The 14040-nt window shown below is 68.3% G+C and carries 13 protein-coding genes and 1 pseudogene; 9 read left to right on the forward strand and 5 right to left on the reverse strand.

From position 1 onward, the window contains the following. Positions 1–76 precede the first annotated feature (76 nt). The 3 genes from AC1RRW_RS06640 to AC1RRW_RS06650 form a co-directional block, all read right to left on the reverse strand. Entirely contained in the window at positions 77–955 is an 879-nt protein-coding gene (locus tag AC1RRW_RS06640; protein WP_492899823.1) for an ABC transporter permease, read from the reverse strand. A gap of 169 nt (positions 956–1124) precedes the next feature. After that, a complete protein-coding gene (locus tag AC1RRW_RS06645) occupies positions 1125–2096 on the reverse strand; it encodes an ABC transporter permease (RefSeq protein ID WP_492899824.1) in 972 nt (323 codons plus the stop codon). A 34-nt stretch (positions 2097–2130) separates the two neighbouring features. Continuing rightward, positions 2131–2856, reverse strand: a complete 726-nt coding sequence (locus AC1RRW_RS06650) for a creatininase family protein (protein ID WP_492899825.1) — start codon at positions 2854–2856, stop codon at positions 2131–2133. Between the two features lie 310 nt (positions 2857–3166). Here AC1RRW_RS06650 and AC1RRW_RS06655 point away from each other — a divergent pair, with 310 nt between their 5' ends. The 5 genes from AC1RRW_RS06655 (at position 3167) to AC1RRW_RS06675 (ending at position 8355) form a co-directional block, all read left to right on the forward strand. Next, positions 3167–3718 carry a MarR family winged helix-turn-helix transcriptional regulator gene (locus AC1RRW_RS06655; RefSeq protein ID WP_492899826.1) on the forward strand — a complete coding sequence of 184 codons (552 nt, stop codon included), beginning with the start codon at positions 3167–3169 and terminating at the stop codon, positions 3716–3718. After that, complete coding sequence (locus AC1RRW_RS06660; protein WP_492899827.1) at positions 3715–5307, forward strand: ABC transporter substrate-binding protein; 1593 nt, start codon at positions 3715–3717, stop codon at positions 5305–5307. The genes AC1RRW_RS06655 and AC1RRW_RS06660 overlap by 4 nt, the downstream gene beginning before the upstream one ends. A gap of 141 nt (positions 5308–5448) precedes the next feature. After that, entirely contained in the window at positions 5449–6396 is a 948-nt protein-coding gene (locus tag AC1RRW_RS06665) for an isoaspartyl peptidase/L-asparaginase family protein (RefSeq protein ID WP_492899828.1), read from the forward strand. 190 nt (positions 6397–6586) lie between these two features. Next, complete coding sequence (locus AC1RRW_RS06670; RefSeq protein ID WP_492899829.1) at positions 6587–7627, forward strand: ketopantoate reductase family protein; 1041 nt, start codon at positions 6587–6589, stop codon at positions 7625–7627. After that, positions 7600–8355 carry an SDR family NAD(P)-dependent oxidoreductase gene (locus AC1RRW_RS06675; RefSeq protein WP_492899830.1) on the forward strand — a complete coding sequence of 252 codons (756 nt, stop codon included), beginning with the start codon at positions 7600–7602 and terminating at the stop codon, positions 8353–8355. The genes AC1RRW_RS06670 and AC1RRW_RS06675 overlap by 28 nt, the downstream gene beginning before the upstream one ends. 67 nt (positions 8356–8422) lie before the next feature. Here AC1RRW_RS06675 and AC1RRW_RS06680 read toward each other — a convergent pair whose 3' ends face one another. Continuing rightward, positions 8423–8890, reverse strand: a complete 468-nt coding sequence (locus tag AC1RRW_RS06680) for an Lrp/AsnC family transcriptional regulator (RefSeq protein ID WP_492899831.1) — start codon at positions 8888–8890, stop codon at positions 8423–8425. Positions 8891–9022: 132 nt separating this feature from the next. Between AC1RRW_RS06680 and AC1RRW_RS06685 the strand changes: the two are divergent. After that, positions 9023–9169 (forward strand): annotated as a pseudogene (locus AC1RRW_RS06685) (ABC transporter substrate-binding protein); the annotation flags it as partial. 134 nt (positions 9170–9303) lie between these two features. On the opposite strand, the gene AC1RRW_RS06690 reads toward AC1RRW_RS06685, so the two are convergent. Further along, positions 9304–10155: an SDR family NAD(P)-dependent oxidoreductase gene (locus AC1RRW_RS06690; RefSeq protein ID WP_492899832.1), complete on the reverse strand. Its 852-nt coding sequence runs from the start codon at positions 10153–10155 to the stop codon at positions 9304–9306. 194 nt (positions 10156–10349) lie between these two features. On the opposite strand from AC1RRW_RS06690, the gene AC1RRW_RS06695 reads away from it, so the two are divergent. The 3 genes from AC1RRW_RS06695 to AC1RRW_RS06705 all read left to right on the forward strand — a co-directional run. Beyond that, positions 10350–12518, forward strand: a complete 2169-nt coding sequence (locus tag AC1RRW_RS06695) for a protein-disulfide reductase DsbD family protein (RefSeq protein ID WP_492899833.1) — start codon at positions 10350–10352, stop codon at positions 12516–12518. A 272-nt stretch (positions 12519–12790) separates the two neighbouring features. Then, on the forward strand, positions 12791–13690 hold the full coding sequence (locus AC1RRW_RS06700) for a polysaccharide deacetylase family protein (protein ID WP_492899834.1): 900 nt from the start codon (positions 12791–12793) through the stop codon (positions 13688–13690). Positions 13691–13822: 132 nt separating this feature from the next. After that, positions 13823–14040 (forward strand): hypothetical protein (locus AC1RRW_RS06705; protein ID WP_492899836.1); only part of this gene is annotated, 218 nt, incomplete at its 3' end.

Genomic DNA, 14040 nt, shown 5'->3' on the forward strand with positions numbered 1-14040 from the left:
GACGAAGCAATCCAGGGACAGCAGCGCGTCACGCCCCGCTGGATTGCTTCGCTACGCTCGCAATGACGGATAGTCCTCATCGCTTCAGCCTCGGATTGACCTGGTCCCTGACCTGGTCGCCGACGAGGTTGATCGCGACGATCAGCACGATCAGCGCGATGCCGGGATAGATCGAGATCCAGTAGCGCCCCGAGAGCATGTACTGGAAGCCGTTGGCGATCAGCGCGCCGAGCGAGGGCTCGGTCACGGGCAGCCCGACGCCGAGAAAAGACAAGGTCGCCTCCAGCGCGATCGCGTTGGCGACCTGCACGGTCGCGACGACGATCAGCGGCGGCAGGCAGTTCGGCAGGATGTGGCGGAACACCACCTGCCAGCCCGGCAATGGCGTCGACAGCGCCGCCTCGACATAGTCCTTGCCGCGCTCGGCCGCCGCCGCGCCATGGGCGGTGCGGGCGAAATAGGCGTATTGCGCCGTCACCAGCGCCGTGATGAGCTGCGCCTTGCCCTGCCCGAGCAGCGCCGAGAGCACCAGCGCCAGCAGGATCGCCGGGAAGGCGAGCTGCAGATCGATGATGCGCATGATGAAGGCCTCGCGCCGCCCGCCCATATAGGCAGCCCCCAGCCCCAGCGAGACGCCGATGACGAAGGCGACGAAGCCTGCGATCAGACCCATCTGCAGCGAGATGCGCAGACCGTAGAGGATGGCCGAGAACAGGTCGCGCCCTTGGGCGTCCGTGCCGAGGATATGGGTGAACCCGCCCGAGCCGACATAGCCTGGCGGCCGGCGCGCATCCATCAGCACGAGATCGGCCAGCGCATAGGGGTTCTGCGGCGCGATCACGGGCGCCAGCAGCGCGACGCCGACCATCGCGACGACGACGACGAGCGCCGCGAGCGCGACCCTGCTTTCGCGGAACTCGGCCCAGAAGCGCGCGAAGGGCGATGCGGGCGTCATGATCCACATGCTCCCGCCGCCTTGCGGCCCTCATCCCGAGGAGCAGGCGAAGCCTGCGTCCCGAGGGGTGCTCCGGTTCGTTCCGGAGCCATCCGGAGCATCCTTCGAGACGCGCCCGCGGCGCTCCCCGGGATGAGGGCGCAGGATCGGAGCAGGGGTCTTTTGACCGTCATGCCCGCGCCTTGCGCAGGCGCGGATCGAGCGCGAGATAGGTCAGGTCGACGAGGAAGTTGATCGTGATGAAGACGAAGGCGACCAGCATCAGATAGGCGACCATCACCGGCCGGTCGAGCGAGGTGATCGAATCGATGATCAGCTTGCCGATGCCCGGCCAGGAGAAGATCGTCTCGGTGACCACGGCGAAGGCCAGCGTCGAGGCGAATTCGAGTCCGAACACGGTGACGATCGGGATCGCGATCAGGCGCAGCACATGCCGGCGCAGCACGGTCCATTCCGAGAGCCCGGCGGCGCGGGCGAACTTCACCGTGTCGGTCAGCATCACCTCGCGCGTGCCGGCGCGCGCCAGCCGCGTCAGCAGAGCGAGCTTGAAGAAGGCGAGGTTCAGCGCCGGCAGCAAGAGATGCGAGAGGCCGTTGGCGGTGAGAAAGCTCCATTGCACGCCGAAGAGCGACGCCGTCTCGCCGCGCCCGCCGGCCGGCAGCCATTGCAGCTCCACCGCGAAGGTCATGATCAGGACGAGGCCGATCCAGAACGTCGGCACCGAGAAGCCGAGGATCGAGACCGCCATGACGATCCTGGCCGGCAGGCCGTCCGGCCGGTAGCCGGCATAGATGCCGGCCGGCACGCCGATCAGCGCCGCCCCGCAGACGGCGACGAGCGTCAGCTCCAGCGTCGCCGGCAGCCGCGACAGGATGAGGTCGAGCACCGGCAGGCCGTAGACGAAGGAGCGGCCGAAATCGCCCTGCAGCACGCGCTTCAGGAAGGTGAAATACTGCTCATGGAGCGGCCGGTCGAGGCCGTAGCGGGCGATCGTGTCGAGCCTGATCTGCTGCGAGACGTCGGGGCCGATCAGCACGTCGATCGGGTTGCCGATCGCGTAGACGCCGACGAAGACCAGGACCGACATCACCAGCATGACGGCGAGCGCCTGAACCACGCGCTCGATGACGTGGCCTAGCATGGCAATCCGACTTCGCCTGGAACACCCACCGCCGTCACGGCCAGTCGTCCGCCATCACGGCCCGCGTTTCCTCGACGCCGACGTCCCAGAGGCTCAGCATCTCGTTGTCGGAGCGATGGTAGCGGCCGAGGAAGTTGCCGTCGCCGAGGATCTCGCGCTTTCTGTCGGGATTGGCGGCATGATAGAGCGCCGCGTCGAAGGCCGGCTTGGCGCCGTCCGGCATGGTCACGCCGTCGAGTCGCGTCCACGGGAAGTTCTCCATCCAGGAGGCGTGCGAGGCGGCCGGATCGACCGCCTTCACCGCCGCCTGGAAGCGCGGCCCCGCCCACCAGTTGTGCAGCTTGACCGAGGCGTCGTTGCGCATGCCCATCCATTCGTTGGCGAAGGTCAGCACCGGGGAATTCCCGCCATGGCCGTTGACCAGCACGATACGGCGGAAACCCGAGCGATAGAAGCCCTCGAGCAGATCCTCGACCAGCGCGATATAGGTGCTCATCCTGAGCGAGACCGTGCCGGGATAGGCCCGGAAGCCCGGCGTCATGCCGTAGGCCAGCACCGGGAAGACCGGCAGGCCGAGCGGCTCGGCGGCGTCGTTGGCGACTTTCTCGGCCAGGATCGCATCCGTCGCGAGGCTGAGATAGGCATGCTGCTCGACGCAGCCGAGCGGCAAGACGCAACGGTCGTCGCGGGCGGCCTGCGCCTCGATCTGCATCCAGTTCATCTGCGCGACGCGCACGGCGGGATCCTTGCTACCCAGCACACGCTACAGCCTAAGGTAGCGGCGGCAAGAGGCTGTTTCAGATGGAGGAATGGTCCCAGAGGCGGTCATCGACCATGGACAAGATTTGGGTGAGATTTCACCTCACCGCGCAGCGGCGTGGCGCTTTTGCCCGACTGCGGCGTCGTCCGTCACGGCCAAGCCGCAAGGCTTGGCCGCACCAAACTCCTGGCATTCGGGCAATCGCCGACGCCCAAACCCTGTCCATGGTCAATGACAGCCTCTATGCTGCCATCCTTGACTCTGCCATCCGGCACGGTCAAGTTCCATCCGGAACTAACGAGGGCTGTTCATGCGCCGCGCCCCCACCGCCCTGTCGCGCCTCGACCATGAGCGCGAGGCGGCGCTCCGCGATCTCGACCCGCTCACCGTCACCAAGCTCTGGGACAATCCGTGCTGGCTGTCCTTCCGGCTGAACTTCGTCGCCTTCCGCTTCAACGACCCGGTCTATCGCTGGATCGAGACGCGCTACGGGCTGGTCCGACCGGAATTCGTCGCGCTCTACGCGGTCGGCCTCAAGGAAGGCGTCGCCGCCAAGAACATCGTCTCCTCCTCGGGGCTGCCCAAGAACACGCTTTCGCGCGCCATCCAGAAGCTGCTCCAGCGCCGCCTGCTCAAGCGCGAGACCGACCGCGACGATCTGCGCAGCTATGTGCTGCGCCTGACCTCGGCCGGCCGCGCCATTTTCGAGGAGACGATGCCGCTGATGGTGCAGCAGCAGACCGCCATGCTCTCGGGCCTGTCCGAGGCCGAGCAGCGTCAGCTCTGCGAACTGATGGACAAGCTCGTCATTGCCTCGCCGACCTGGCCGAACGATCTCGAACAAGAGGGGATTCCATCATGAGCACCGCACGGACATTGCGCCTTGCCGCCTTCGCGGCCCTGATCTGCGCCGGCGTCTCCGGCGCCGCGCTCGCCCAGAACCTGACCATCGGCGTGCGCGCCGGCCCGGATTCGATCGATCCGCATTTCACCGCGACTGGCACCCATGCCGAGGCGCTGAAGCATGTCTTCGACACGCTGACCTGGTCGGGCGACAAGCTCCAGATCGAGCCGCGCCTCGCCTTGAGCTGGAAGGCGATCTCCCCCGACGTCTGGGAGTTCAAGCTGCGCCCCAACGTGAAGTTCCATGACGGCTCGGACTTCACGGCCGAGGACGTCAAGTTCTCGATCGAGCGCATCCCGGTCGTCGCCGGCCCGAACCCGACCACGATCTATGTCCGCCGCGTCAAGGAGGTGAAGATCGTCGATCCGCTCACCGTCCAAATCGTCACCGACGGCCCGGCGCCGAACCTGCCCAACGACTTCATCCGCCTGTTCATCGTCTCGGCCAAGGCCGCCGCCGGGCTGACCAGGGAAACCGCCAACGAGGCCTTCAATTCAGGCAAGGCGGCGATCGGCACCGGCCCCTACAAATACGTGTCCTGGACGCCGAAGGACCAGATGGTGATCGAGCGTTTCGACGGCTATTGGGGGCCGAAGGAGCCTTGGGCCCGCGTCACCCGCAAGGAACTGCCCAACGACGCCGCCCGCGTCGCTCAGCTCAAGGCCGGCCAGGTCGACATCATCGTGCGCGCCCCGGCCTCCGACGTCGCGACGCTGAAGCGCGACCCCAAGATCTCGGTCGCGACGATCGACACCGTCTATGTCTTCAACATGGAGATCGACCTGCGCGACAAGTCTCCGCAGGTCAGCGCCAAGGACGGCTCGGCCCTGCCGAAGAACCCGCTGCAGGATCCGAAGGTGCGCGAGGCGATCGACCTCGCCATCGACCGGCCCGCGCTGGTCGAGATCGCCATGGAGGGCCTCGGCGCGCCGGTGAACCAGCTCGTCACCTCGAACATCGCAGGCTTCAACAAGAGCCTGCCCGAGCTCAAGCCCGACCTCGCCAGGGCGAAGAAGCTGATGGAGGAGGCCGGCTACGCCAACGGCTTCAAGGTGACCTTCTCATTCACCAACGACCGCCTGCCTGGCGACCGCCAGGTCGGCACCTCGATCGCGCAGATGCTGGCCCGCATCGGCATCGAGGTGAACGCCAACGCCCAGCCCGGCGCGGTCTTCTTCCCGGCCCGCACCCGCGCCGAGTTCTCGCTGGCGATGTCCGGCTGGGGCACGCTGACCGGCGAGGCGAACTACACGCTCTCCTCGGTGGTCCATTCCAACGATCCGGCCAAGAAGCTCGGGGCCTTCAACGTGCTCGGCTACAAGAGCGACGCGATCGACAAGCTGATCGAGGACGCCGCCGTCGAGCTCGACGAGGCCAAGCGCAACGACCTGCTGGCGCAGGCCAACGCCATCGTGGCGAAGGACCGGCCGCGCCTGCCGATCGTCGCCGTCGGCTCAGCCTGGGCGATGCAGAAGGACAAGGTCACGATCGCGCCGCGCGTCGACGAGGACACGCTGGCGATGGACATCAAGCCGGCGAAGAAGTGAGGTTCTGCCCTGTCGTCATGGTCGGCCTTGTGCCGACCGTCCACGTCTCTCGTCGTCGAGATCAGTGACCAGGACGCGGATGCTCGCCACAAGGGCGAGCATGACGGATTTGCTTCGCTCGCATCAATTCAGGACATGCCCATGACCATCGCCCTCGCCATCCATGGCGGCTGCGGCACGCTGCCCAAGGCCGAGATGACCGAGGCCGAATGGGCCGAGGCCAAGGCCGATCTCGCCGCCTCGCTGCGCGCCGGCTGGGCCATTCTGACCGGCGGCGGAACGGCGGTGGACGCGGTCGAGGCCGCCGTGCGCGTCATGGAGGATTCGCCCCATTTCAACGCCGGCCATGGCGCGGCCTTCAACGCCGACGGCGAGCATGAGCTCGACGCCTCGATCATGGACGGGGCGACGCTGGCCGCCGGCGCGCTCGCCGGCGTCAGGCGCATCAGGAACCCGGTCAGCGCCGCCAGGGCGCTGATGCTGCGCGGCGATCCGCTGCTGCTGGCGGGCGAGGCCGGCGACCGCTTCGCCCGGCGCGAGGGCCTCGATACCGTCGAGAACGAGCATTTCTCGACCGAGCGCCGGCGCAAGAACCTGTCCTCGATGAAGATCAGGGAACTGGTCGGCACGGTCTCCGAAGCCAGCGAGGCCGAAAAGCACGGCACGGTCGGCGCCGTCGCCCGCGACTCGGCAGGCCATCTGGCCGCCGCGACCTCGACCGGCGGCTACACCAACAAGCCGGTCGGCCGCGTCGGCGATTCGCCGATCATCGGGGCTGGAACCTATGCGAGAGACGGCCGCTGCGCCGTCTCCGGCACCGGCAAGGGCGAGTATTTCATCCGCTACTGCGTCGGCCACGAGATCGCGTCGCTGATCGCCTACAAGGGCCTGAGCCTGAAGGAGGCGACAGACGCGGTGCTGGCCGAGCTGACGGCGCACGAGATCGGCGCCGGGCTGGTCGCGGTCGGCGCGGACGGGGCGATCGTCGCGCCCTACAACTCCGAGGGCATGTATCGCGGCTGGGTCACGCCCGACGGCTTCCTGCACGTTGCGACCCATGCCGAGGTCGAGCTGGCGGGGCAGGCGTGATGGCTGTCGAGGCAGGGCGCGCCACTTCCCCCTCCCCCCGCCTGCGGTGGGGAGGGCCGGGGTGGGAGGGAAAGTCCAGGCCGTCGCCTGTAATAGTCGTCGAGCCTCTTCCCGCACGCCCCCCCATGCCTGACCCTTCCCCACCGCGAGCGGGGGGAAGGGGACAGGGCGGCGCTTTCGGAGCGCGACCATGACCTCCGAACCCATCCTGATCTGGGGCGCGGGCGCGATCGGCGGCACGCTCGGGACGTACTGGGCCCGCGCCGGCGTGCCGGTGCTGCTCGTCGATATCGTGGCCGAGCATGTCGAAGCCTGCCGAACGACGGGGCTCGCCATCACGGGCCCGATCGAAAAGTTCCGGCAGGTGATCCCGGCCGTGACGCCGGCCGAATTGACGGGCGTCTACTCCCGGATTGTGCTCGCCGTGAAGGCCGGCGCGACCGCGACGGCGCTTGAAGCGCTCACGCCGCATCTCGCGCGGGACGGCTTCGTGCTCTCGGCCCAGAACGGCTTGAACGAGATCGCCATCGCAAGGGCCGTCGGCGCGGCGCGGACCATGGGCTGCTTCGTCAATTTCGGCGCCGACTGGCACGGACCGGGCGAGATCCTCTACGGCAATCGCGGCGCGGTCGTCGCCGGCGAGCTCGACGGGTCGATCACGCCGCGCGCCCGCGAGATGCACGACCTCCTCACGCTGTTCGAGCCGGACGCGATCCTGACCGACAACATTTTCGGCTATCTCTGGGGCAAGCTCGCCTATGGCGCGATGCTGTTCGGCACGGCGCTGACGAATGATTCGATGTCGGCCAACTTCGCCGATCCGGCGCGCCTGGCCGTCTGGCTCGCGCTCGGGCGCGAGGTCGGCGCCGTCGCGGCGGCGCGCGGCGTGAGGAGCCTCGGCTTCGGCGCATTCGATCCGCTGGTCTTCGCGCCGGGCGCGCCCGAAGCGCCGCAGGTCGCGACGATCGCCTGGCTCGCGGATTACACCTCGCAGACCGCGAAGACCCATTCCGGCATCTGGCGCGACCTCGCCGTGCGCAAACGCAAGACCGAGGTCGATCCGCAGATCGGCGTCATCGCCGAGCTGGGGGCGCAGGCCGGCGTGCCGACGCCGGCGATCGAGACGCTGGTCGGGCTGATCCACGATATCGAGGACGGCTGTCGGCCGATGGCGTTCGAGACCCTGAAGGTGCTGATCGACCGATGCAGATCCGTTTCGACGACCGGGTAGCCCTCGTCACCGGCGCGGCCCAAGGCATCGGGCGGGCCATCGCGGCCGCGCTGGTCGCGGACGGCGCGCGCGTCCATCTCGCCGATATCGACGCGGACGGCATCGCGGCTGCCGCGGCCGAGATCGGCGCGACGGCCCATGTCGCCGATCTCGGCTCGGCGCAAGCCGCGCGGGCGCTGGTCGCCGAGGTCGTCTCGGACGGCGGCCGGCTCGACCTGCTCGTCCATGCGGCGGGCGGCGTGCGCGGACAGGTCGGCCGGCCGATCGAGACGATCTCCGAACCGGACTGGCGCGCCATCTTCGCCGCCAATGTCGACGCGGCCTTCTTCCTGGCGCAGGCCGCCGCCCCCGCCATGAAGCAGGCCGGTCACGGCCGCATCGTCACCATCTCGTCGAGCGCGGGCCTGAGGCCGAGCCTCACCGGCATCCAGGCCTATGCCAGCGCCAAGCATGCGCTGATCGGCCTGACGAAGCAGCTCTCCTGGGAGTTCGGCCCGCACGGAATCACGGTCAATTCGGTCGCGCCGGGCTTCGTCCGCTCCAACCCGGCGACCGAGCGGCAATGGGAAAGCTACGGCGCCGAGGGCCAGGCGCGCATGATCGAGAACCTCCACACCCGCCGGCTCGGCACGCCGCAGGACATCGCGAGCGCGACGCTGTTCCTGCTCAGCGAGCAGGCCAGCTGGATCACCGGGCAGGTGCTGTCGGTCGATGGCGGGCGGTCTTAATCTGTCTCCTATAGCTTTTTCGTGATGCTCGGGACGAGCCCGACCATGACGAAAAGGTCGATCCGCGTCACGCCCTCACCAGATCCGGCACCTTGTAGGCCGTCGTCGCCTTGATCCGCTCCATCGCGAAGCGCGAGGTGACGTTCTTCAGCGGGATCGTCTCGATCAGCTTCTTGTAGAAGGCGTCGTAGGCCGCCATGTCGGCGACGACGACGCGCAGCATGTAGTCGACGTCGCCGGCCATGCGGTAGAATTCCATCACCTCCGGCATGGACGAGACCATCTGGGCGAACTTCTCCAGCCACGGGCCGGAATGGTCGGCGGTTTCGATCTGGACGAATACGGTCAGCCCCAGTCCGATCTTCTCGGGCGCGACCAGCGCGACGCGCTTGATGATCACGCCCGCCTGTTCGAGCTTCTGGATCCGCTTCCAGCACGGCGTCTGCGAGAGCCCGACCTTGTCGGCCAGTTCGGCGATCGAGATGTTGGCGTCGCCCTGCAGCACCGTCAGGATTTTACGGTCGATCTGATCCATTCTCGCAATCCGTCGGTTGGCAGATGATTGTCTCTGCCGGATCGGCAATGGGGAGAATAATCATCTTATTGATGTGGCTGTCGTGCATTCAGATAGAAAATCCTTTTCTCGAACAGTCAATAGGGCTTGTTTGCACCCGTCTCGACGATCTTCGAATCCGGCCCGAACATGATCCAGGCCTACGCCTCGGGCACGATCGACTTCTACGTCGCCGGAATCGCGCCGCTGGCGGTAGCCCGCGCGCGCGACGTCGATGTCCGCGGCCGCGCAAGCGCGGCGAGGCGGCGGAAGCCGAGATCGTGCGGGCGGTCCGCGCGGGGCTGGGCGCGGATACGATGACGGATGGGGCGGCTATCTGACTTCGATTGTCGTTCCGGGGCGGCCCGGAGGGCCGAACCCGGAATGACAGGGGCTCAGGTCCCCTCGGCGAACGCCTTGAACGCCTCGCCATACCCCTCGTGCCAGCGCGACAGCGGCGGGCGGTTCTCGATGATGTCGCCCATCGCCCAGGCCATGCGCTTCTCGTCGAGCGCGCGCGGCGTGTCGTCGTCGGGGCAGAGGATGTAGAAATCGCCGCGCTTCAGGCTGTCGAGCATGAAGTCGACCGTCTGCTCCGGCGTCCAGGCTCCGGCCGGCTTCTCGGTGCGCCCCTTGGCCGTCAGCGGCGTGTAGACGAAGCCGGGGATCAGAAGATGGGCGCTGACGCGGCAGCCCTGCGTGCCGCGCAATTCGTGCTGCAGCGCTTCCGTGAACGCCTTCGCGCCGGCTTTCGAAATGTTGTAGGCGGGATCGCCCGGCGGCGTTGTGACGCCCTGTTTCGAGCCCGTATTGACGATCAGCCCCGGCTGGCCGCTGGCGATCATGCCCGGCCCGAAGATCTGAGCGCCATGAATGAGCCCGCCGAGATTGACGGCCATGATCCGCTCCCATGCGTCATGCGGGCCGAACACCGCGCTGCCCGGCTGCATGCCGGCATTGTTCATCAACAGATGCACCGCGCCGAAACGCGCGATCACCTGGTCGTGCAGGTTGGCGATCTCCTCGCGCCTGGCGACATCGGTCGGCACCGCCAGCACATTCTCCTCGCCGACCAGCGTCGCCAGCACTTGTCCCGCCGCCTTCAGGCCGTCGGCGTCGCGGTCGGCGACCGCGATCTTCATGCCGAGCCCGGCGAAGGCGCGCGCGGCGGCGAAGCCGATGCCCGAGGCGCCGCCCGTGACGACGGCGACATGGTCGGGAACGAGGACGGTTTGCGCATGTGACATCGACAGGCTCGCGATTCGGAATCTCGGGGCCGGCACTTCAACGGGAGCCAAGGGGCGACATCATGGCGCGTCGCGGAGTTTGCGCGACTGCCCGAAAATGCTCGCCTTTATCGGCCATCACCCGCTTGTCATTGGCGCTGAACGCCTGTTTCGGGCATCTGGACGATGAATTGAACGGAATGACGACAGGGCGCATGGCTCCGACCTCCCGAAACCGCAATCTGGCCGGCGCGCTTCTGGCGCTGGCGCTCGCCATGCCCGGTTTCGCGCTGGCGGCTGAATCGAAAGCGGTGACCTCGCCGCGCGTCACGGCCACGCTGCTGTCCAGCCGCGATGCGGTGAAACCCGGCGAGCGTTTCCATGTCGCCCTCGTCCAGAAGATCGCGCCCGGCTGGCACACCTATTGGCAGAACCCCGGCGATTCCGGGGAGGCGACGAAGATCGAGTGGACGCTGCCGGCGGGACTGAGCGCGGGCGACATCCAGTGGCCCGCGCCCAAGGCGCTGCCGTTCGATCCGCTCGTCAATTTCGGCTATGACCGCGCGGTTCTGCTGCCGGTCGAGATCGTCGTCCCGGCCAATGCCAAACCGGGCGAAACGATCACGCTCAAGGCCAAGGCGACCTGGCTCGTCTGCGAGAAGATCTGCATCCCGGAGGCGGGCGCCTTTGCGCTCGAGCTGCCGGTCGCGTCAGCATCCGTGATCGACGAGGCGGCGCAGATCCGCATGGAAGCCACCCTCACAGCCCTGCCGAAGCCGGCAGGCTTCAAGGCCGCTCTGAGGGCCGAAGGCGACGGCCTCGCCCTGTCGCTGCCGGGCATCGGCGCGACTGCCACGGACCTGCGCTTCTTCCCCTATTCGGACACGCTGATCGACCATGCCGCGCCACAGGCGGCGACGGCCTCCGGACAGGGCGCGAGCCTCCGCCTCGCCCGTTCCAGCGCCTTCAAACTGCAGCAGGCGGCGCAGACCGGCGTATTGACGTGGCGCGAGGGCGGCACGATGCGCTCGCTCCTGATCACCGCCGAGGCCGAGCCGGCGCTGCTGGCGCGATCGGCGACGCCGGCCGCCCCCTCGGCCGCGACGTTGCGCCGGCCGGTCGCGATGGAAGGCGCGGACCTTACGCTATGGGCCGCGCTCGGCCTCGCCTTTCTCGGCGGCCTGATCCTCAACCTGATGCCCTGCGTGCTGCCTGTCCTGTTCATCAAGGCGCTCGGCTTCGCGCAACTGGCGCGGGCGAGCCGCGCGCGGGTGCGCGAGCAGGGCCTGCTCTTTCTGGCCGGCGTCGTCGTGACCTTCACGACCCTGGCCGGACTCGTCATCGGCTTCGCCGCGCTCGGCTCCAGCGTCGGCTGGGGGTTTCAGCTCCAATCGCCGCCCTTGGTCATCGCGCTCGCCGTCGTCATGACGCTGATCGGCTTCAACCTGCTCGGGGCCTTCGAGGTCGGAACCTCGGTCGCAGGCGTCGGCCATGGACTGGCGAGCCGCGGCGGGCGCATCGGCGCGTTCGTGACCGGCGCGCTCGCCGTCGTGGTGGCGACGCCCTGCACCGCCCCCTTCATGGGCGTGGCGGTGGGCTATGCGGTGACGCAGCCGCCGGCTCTCGGGCTCGCCGTCTTCCTGTCCCTTGCGTTCGGTTTCGCGCTGCCGGTCGTGGCGCTCTCTTTCGCGCCCGGGCTGCTGCGCCTGCTGCCAAAACCCGGGCGCTGGATGGTGGTGCTGAAGCAGGGCTTCGCCTTCCCGATGTTCGCGACCGCGATCTGGCTGATCTGGGTCGCGTCGGTGCAGGCCGGTCCCGGCGGCGTGCTGGCGGCGCTGGTCGCGGTGCTGGCGGCTGGCTTCATCGTCTGGCTGGTCGGCGTCTCGCGCGGGGCGGGACGCATACGCCTCGCGACCTCGGCCCTGGCCGTGCTGGTCGCGCTCGGGGCCGGCCGGTTCGTGCTCCAGAGCGCCGTTCCGGAGGCAAGCACACAGGCCAAGGCAGACGACATCCAGACCTGGACGCCCGAGCGCGTCGCGTCCCTGCAGGCGGAGGGCAAGCCGGTCTTCGTCAACTTCACCGCCGCCTGGTGCATCACCTGCATCGCCAATGAAAGGGTCGCGCTGTCGCGGCAGGAGGTCAAGGACGCCTTCGCGGCCGACAGGGTCGTCTATCTCAAGGCCGACTGGACCAACCGCGATGCTGCGATCGCACAGGCGCTGGCGGAACATGGCCGTGCCGGCGTGCCGCTCTATCTGTTCTATTCGGCGGTGAAGGGGAGCCAGCCGGAGATCCTGCCGCAGCTTCTCACCGCCGACATGCTGATCGCCGCCGCCGCCCGCGCGGCAGGCCGCGACGTCAGGACGGCCGCCGGCCAGCCCTGATCCGGAGTCGAATCCACGAAGGAGACCGGCCATGGCCTCGCCGCCGGCTCCGCGTTCGCCCGGAGCACGGCAAAAGCCGGCGCGTCCGCGCCCGCCTTCCGGCGCTCGACGCCGACGGCAAGACCCGCCATGCCAGATGAGGTTGATGCTCCCCTCAAACGCGCATGGCGGCCCGGCGAGAATGCGCGGCGACGCAACCGCCGCTCTGTCGCCTTTCCGGTCGGGCCCGTGCTTTGCTGACGGCAAGGCACTCCGACCCGAAGGCGACGCCGATGACCGAGAATCCGCTCGAACCCTGGCAGTGGCCGGAAGAGACCTGGCGCGCCAAGGTCGACCGCGTCCGCGCCGGCCGCGGCCTGAAGCCCGCGATCTGGCCGGGCGGGGCGCGCTGCGCCGTGGCGCTGTCCTTCGACGCCGATCACGAGACCAACGAGCTGCGCGACGGCGGCCGGTCTGTCGGGCGGCTGTCCTGGGGCCAGTACGGCGCCCGCGTCGGCGTGCCGCGCATTCTCGAGATGCTGAAGCGCGAGAACATCAAGGCGAGCTTCTTCGTGCCCGCGGTCGCGGCGCTGCTGCACCCGGACGAGCAGCGCCGCGTCATCGCGGAAGGCCACGAGATCGGCCTGCATGGCTGGATCCACGAGGTCAATACGCAGGTGCCAGCCAGCGCCGAGCGCGAGCTGCATTTCCGTGCCGCCGATACGCTGGAGGCGATCACCGGCATCCGGCCGGTCGGCATGCGCACGCCGTCCTGGGACTTTTCCGAGGCGACGCTGGCGATCCAGCGCGAGCTCGGGCTGCTCTACGACTCGTCGCTCTTCGCCGATGACGAGCCTTACGAACTCGTCGACAAGGGCGAGCCGACCGGCATGGTCGAACTGCCGGTCGAATGGATCCGCGACGACGCGGTCTATTTCAACATGAACCGCTTCCAGGCGCTCAGGCCCTACACCGCGCCCGAGACCGTGTTCGACATCTTCCGGCGCGAATTCGACGGCGCCTACGAGGCCGGAGGGCTTTTCCTGCTGACCATGCACCCGCATGTCATCACCTACCGCTCGCGCTTCTGGATCCTCGAAAAGCTGATCGCCCACGCCAAGGCGAGAGGCTCCGTCTGGTTCGCGCGCCATGACGAGATCGCGGCCTATGTGAAGGGCCAGGCCGGGCTCTGATCGCGGCGCCGTTGTCCTGACTGCCGCGGCGGCAGGCGGAACAGCGCCCGATTTCGGCCGTTTTCGGTTCACCACGGGTTCAGCGCCACGAGGCGCTGAATGCCCACAGTGAAACGGAAACGGACAGGCGCCTTGAAAAACGACACACGGACACGCGCGAGAACCTGGCTGCTGATCGGCACGGTTTTGCCGGCGCTTACGCTCCCGCAGGGCGGCTTCGCCGCCCCCGCCGCCTTCCGGATCGCGCAGGGGCCGGCCCCGGCGGAAGACGGGGCCGAGCGGCCGCAGCGCCCGCGCCAGCCCGGTCCGCCGCGCGCGCCCGGCGAGGGTCGGCCCGAGCGTCCCGCCGG

The organism is Allobosea sp. GW821-FHT12C12, from assembly GCF_058807355.1.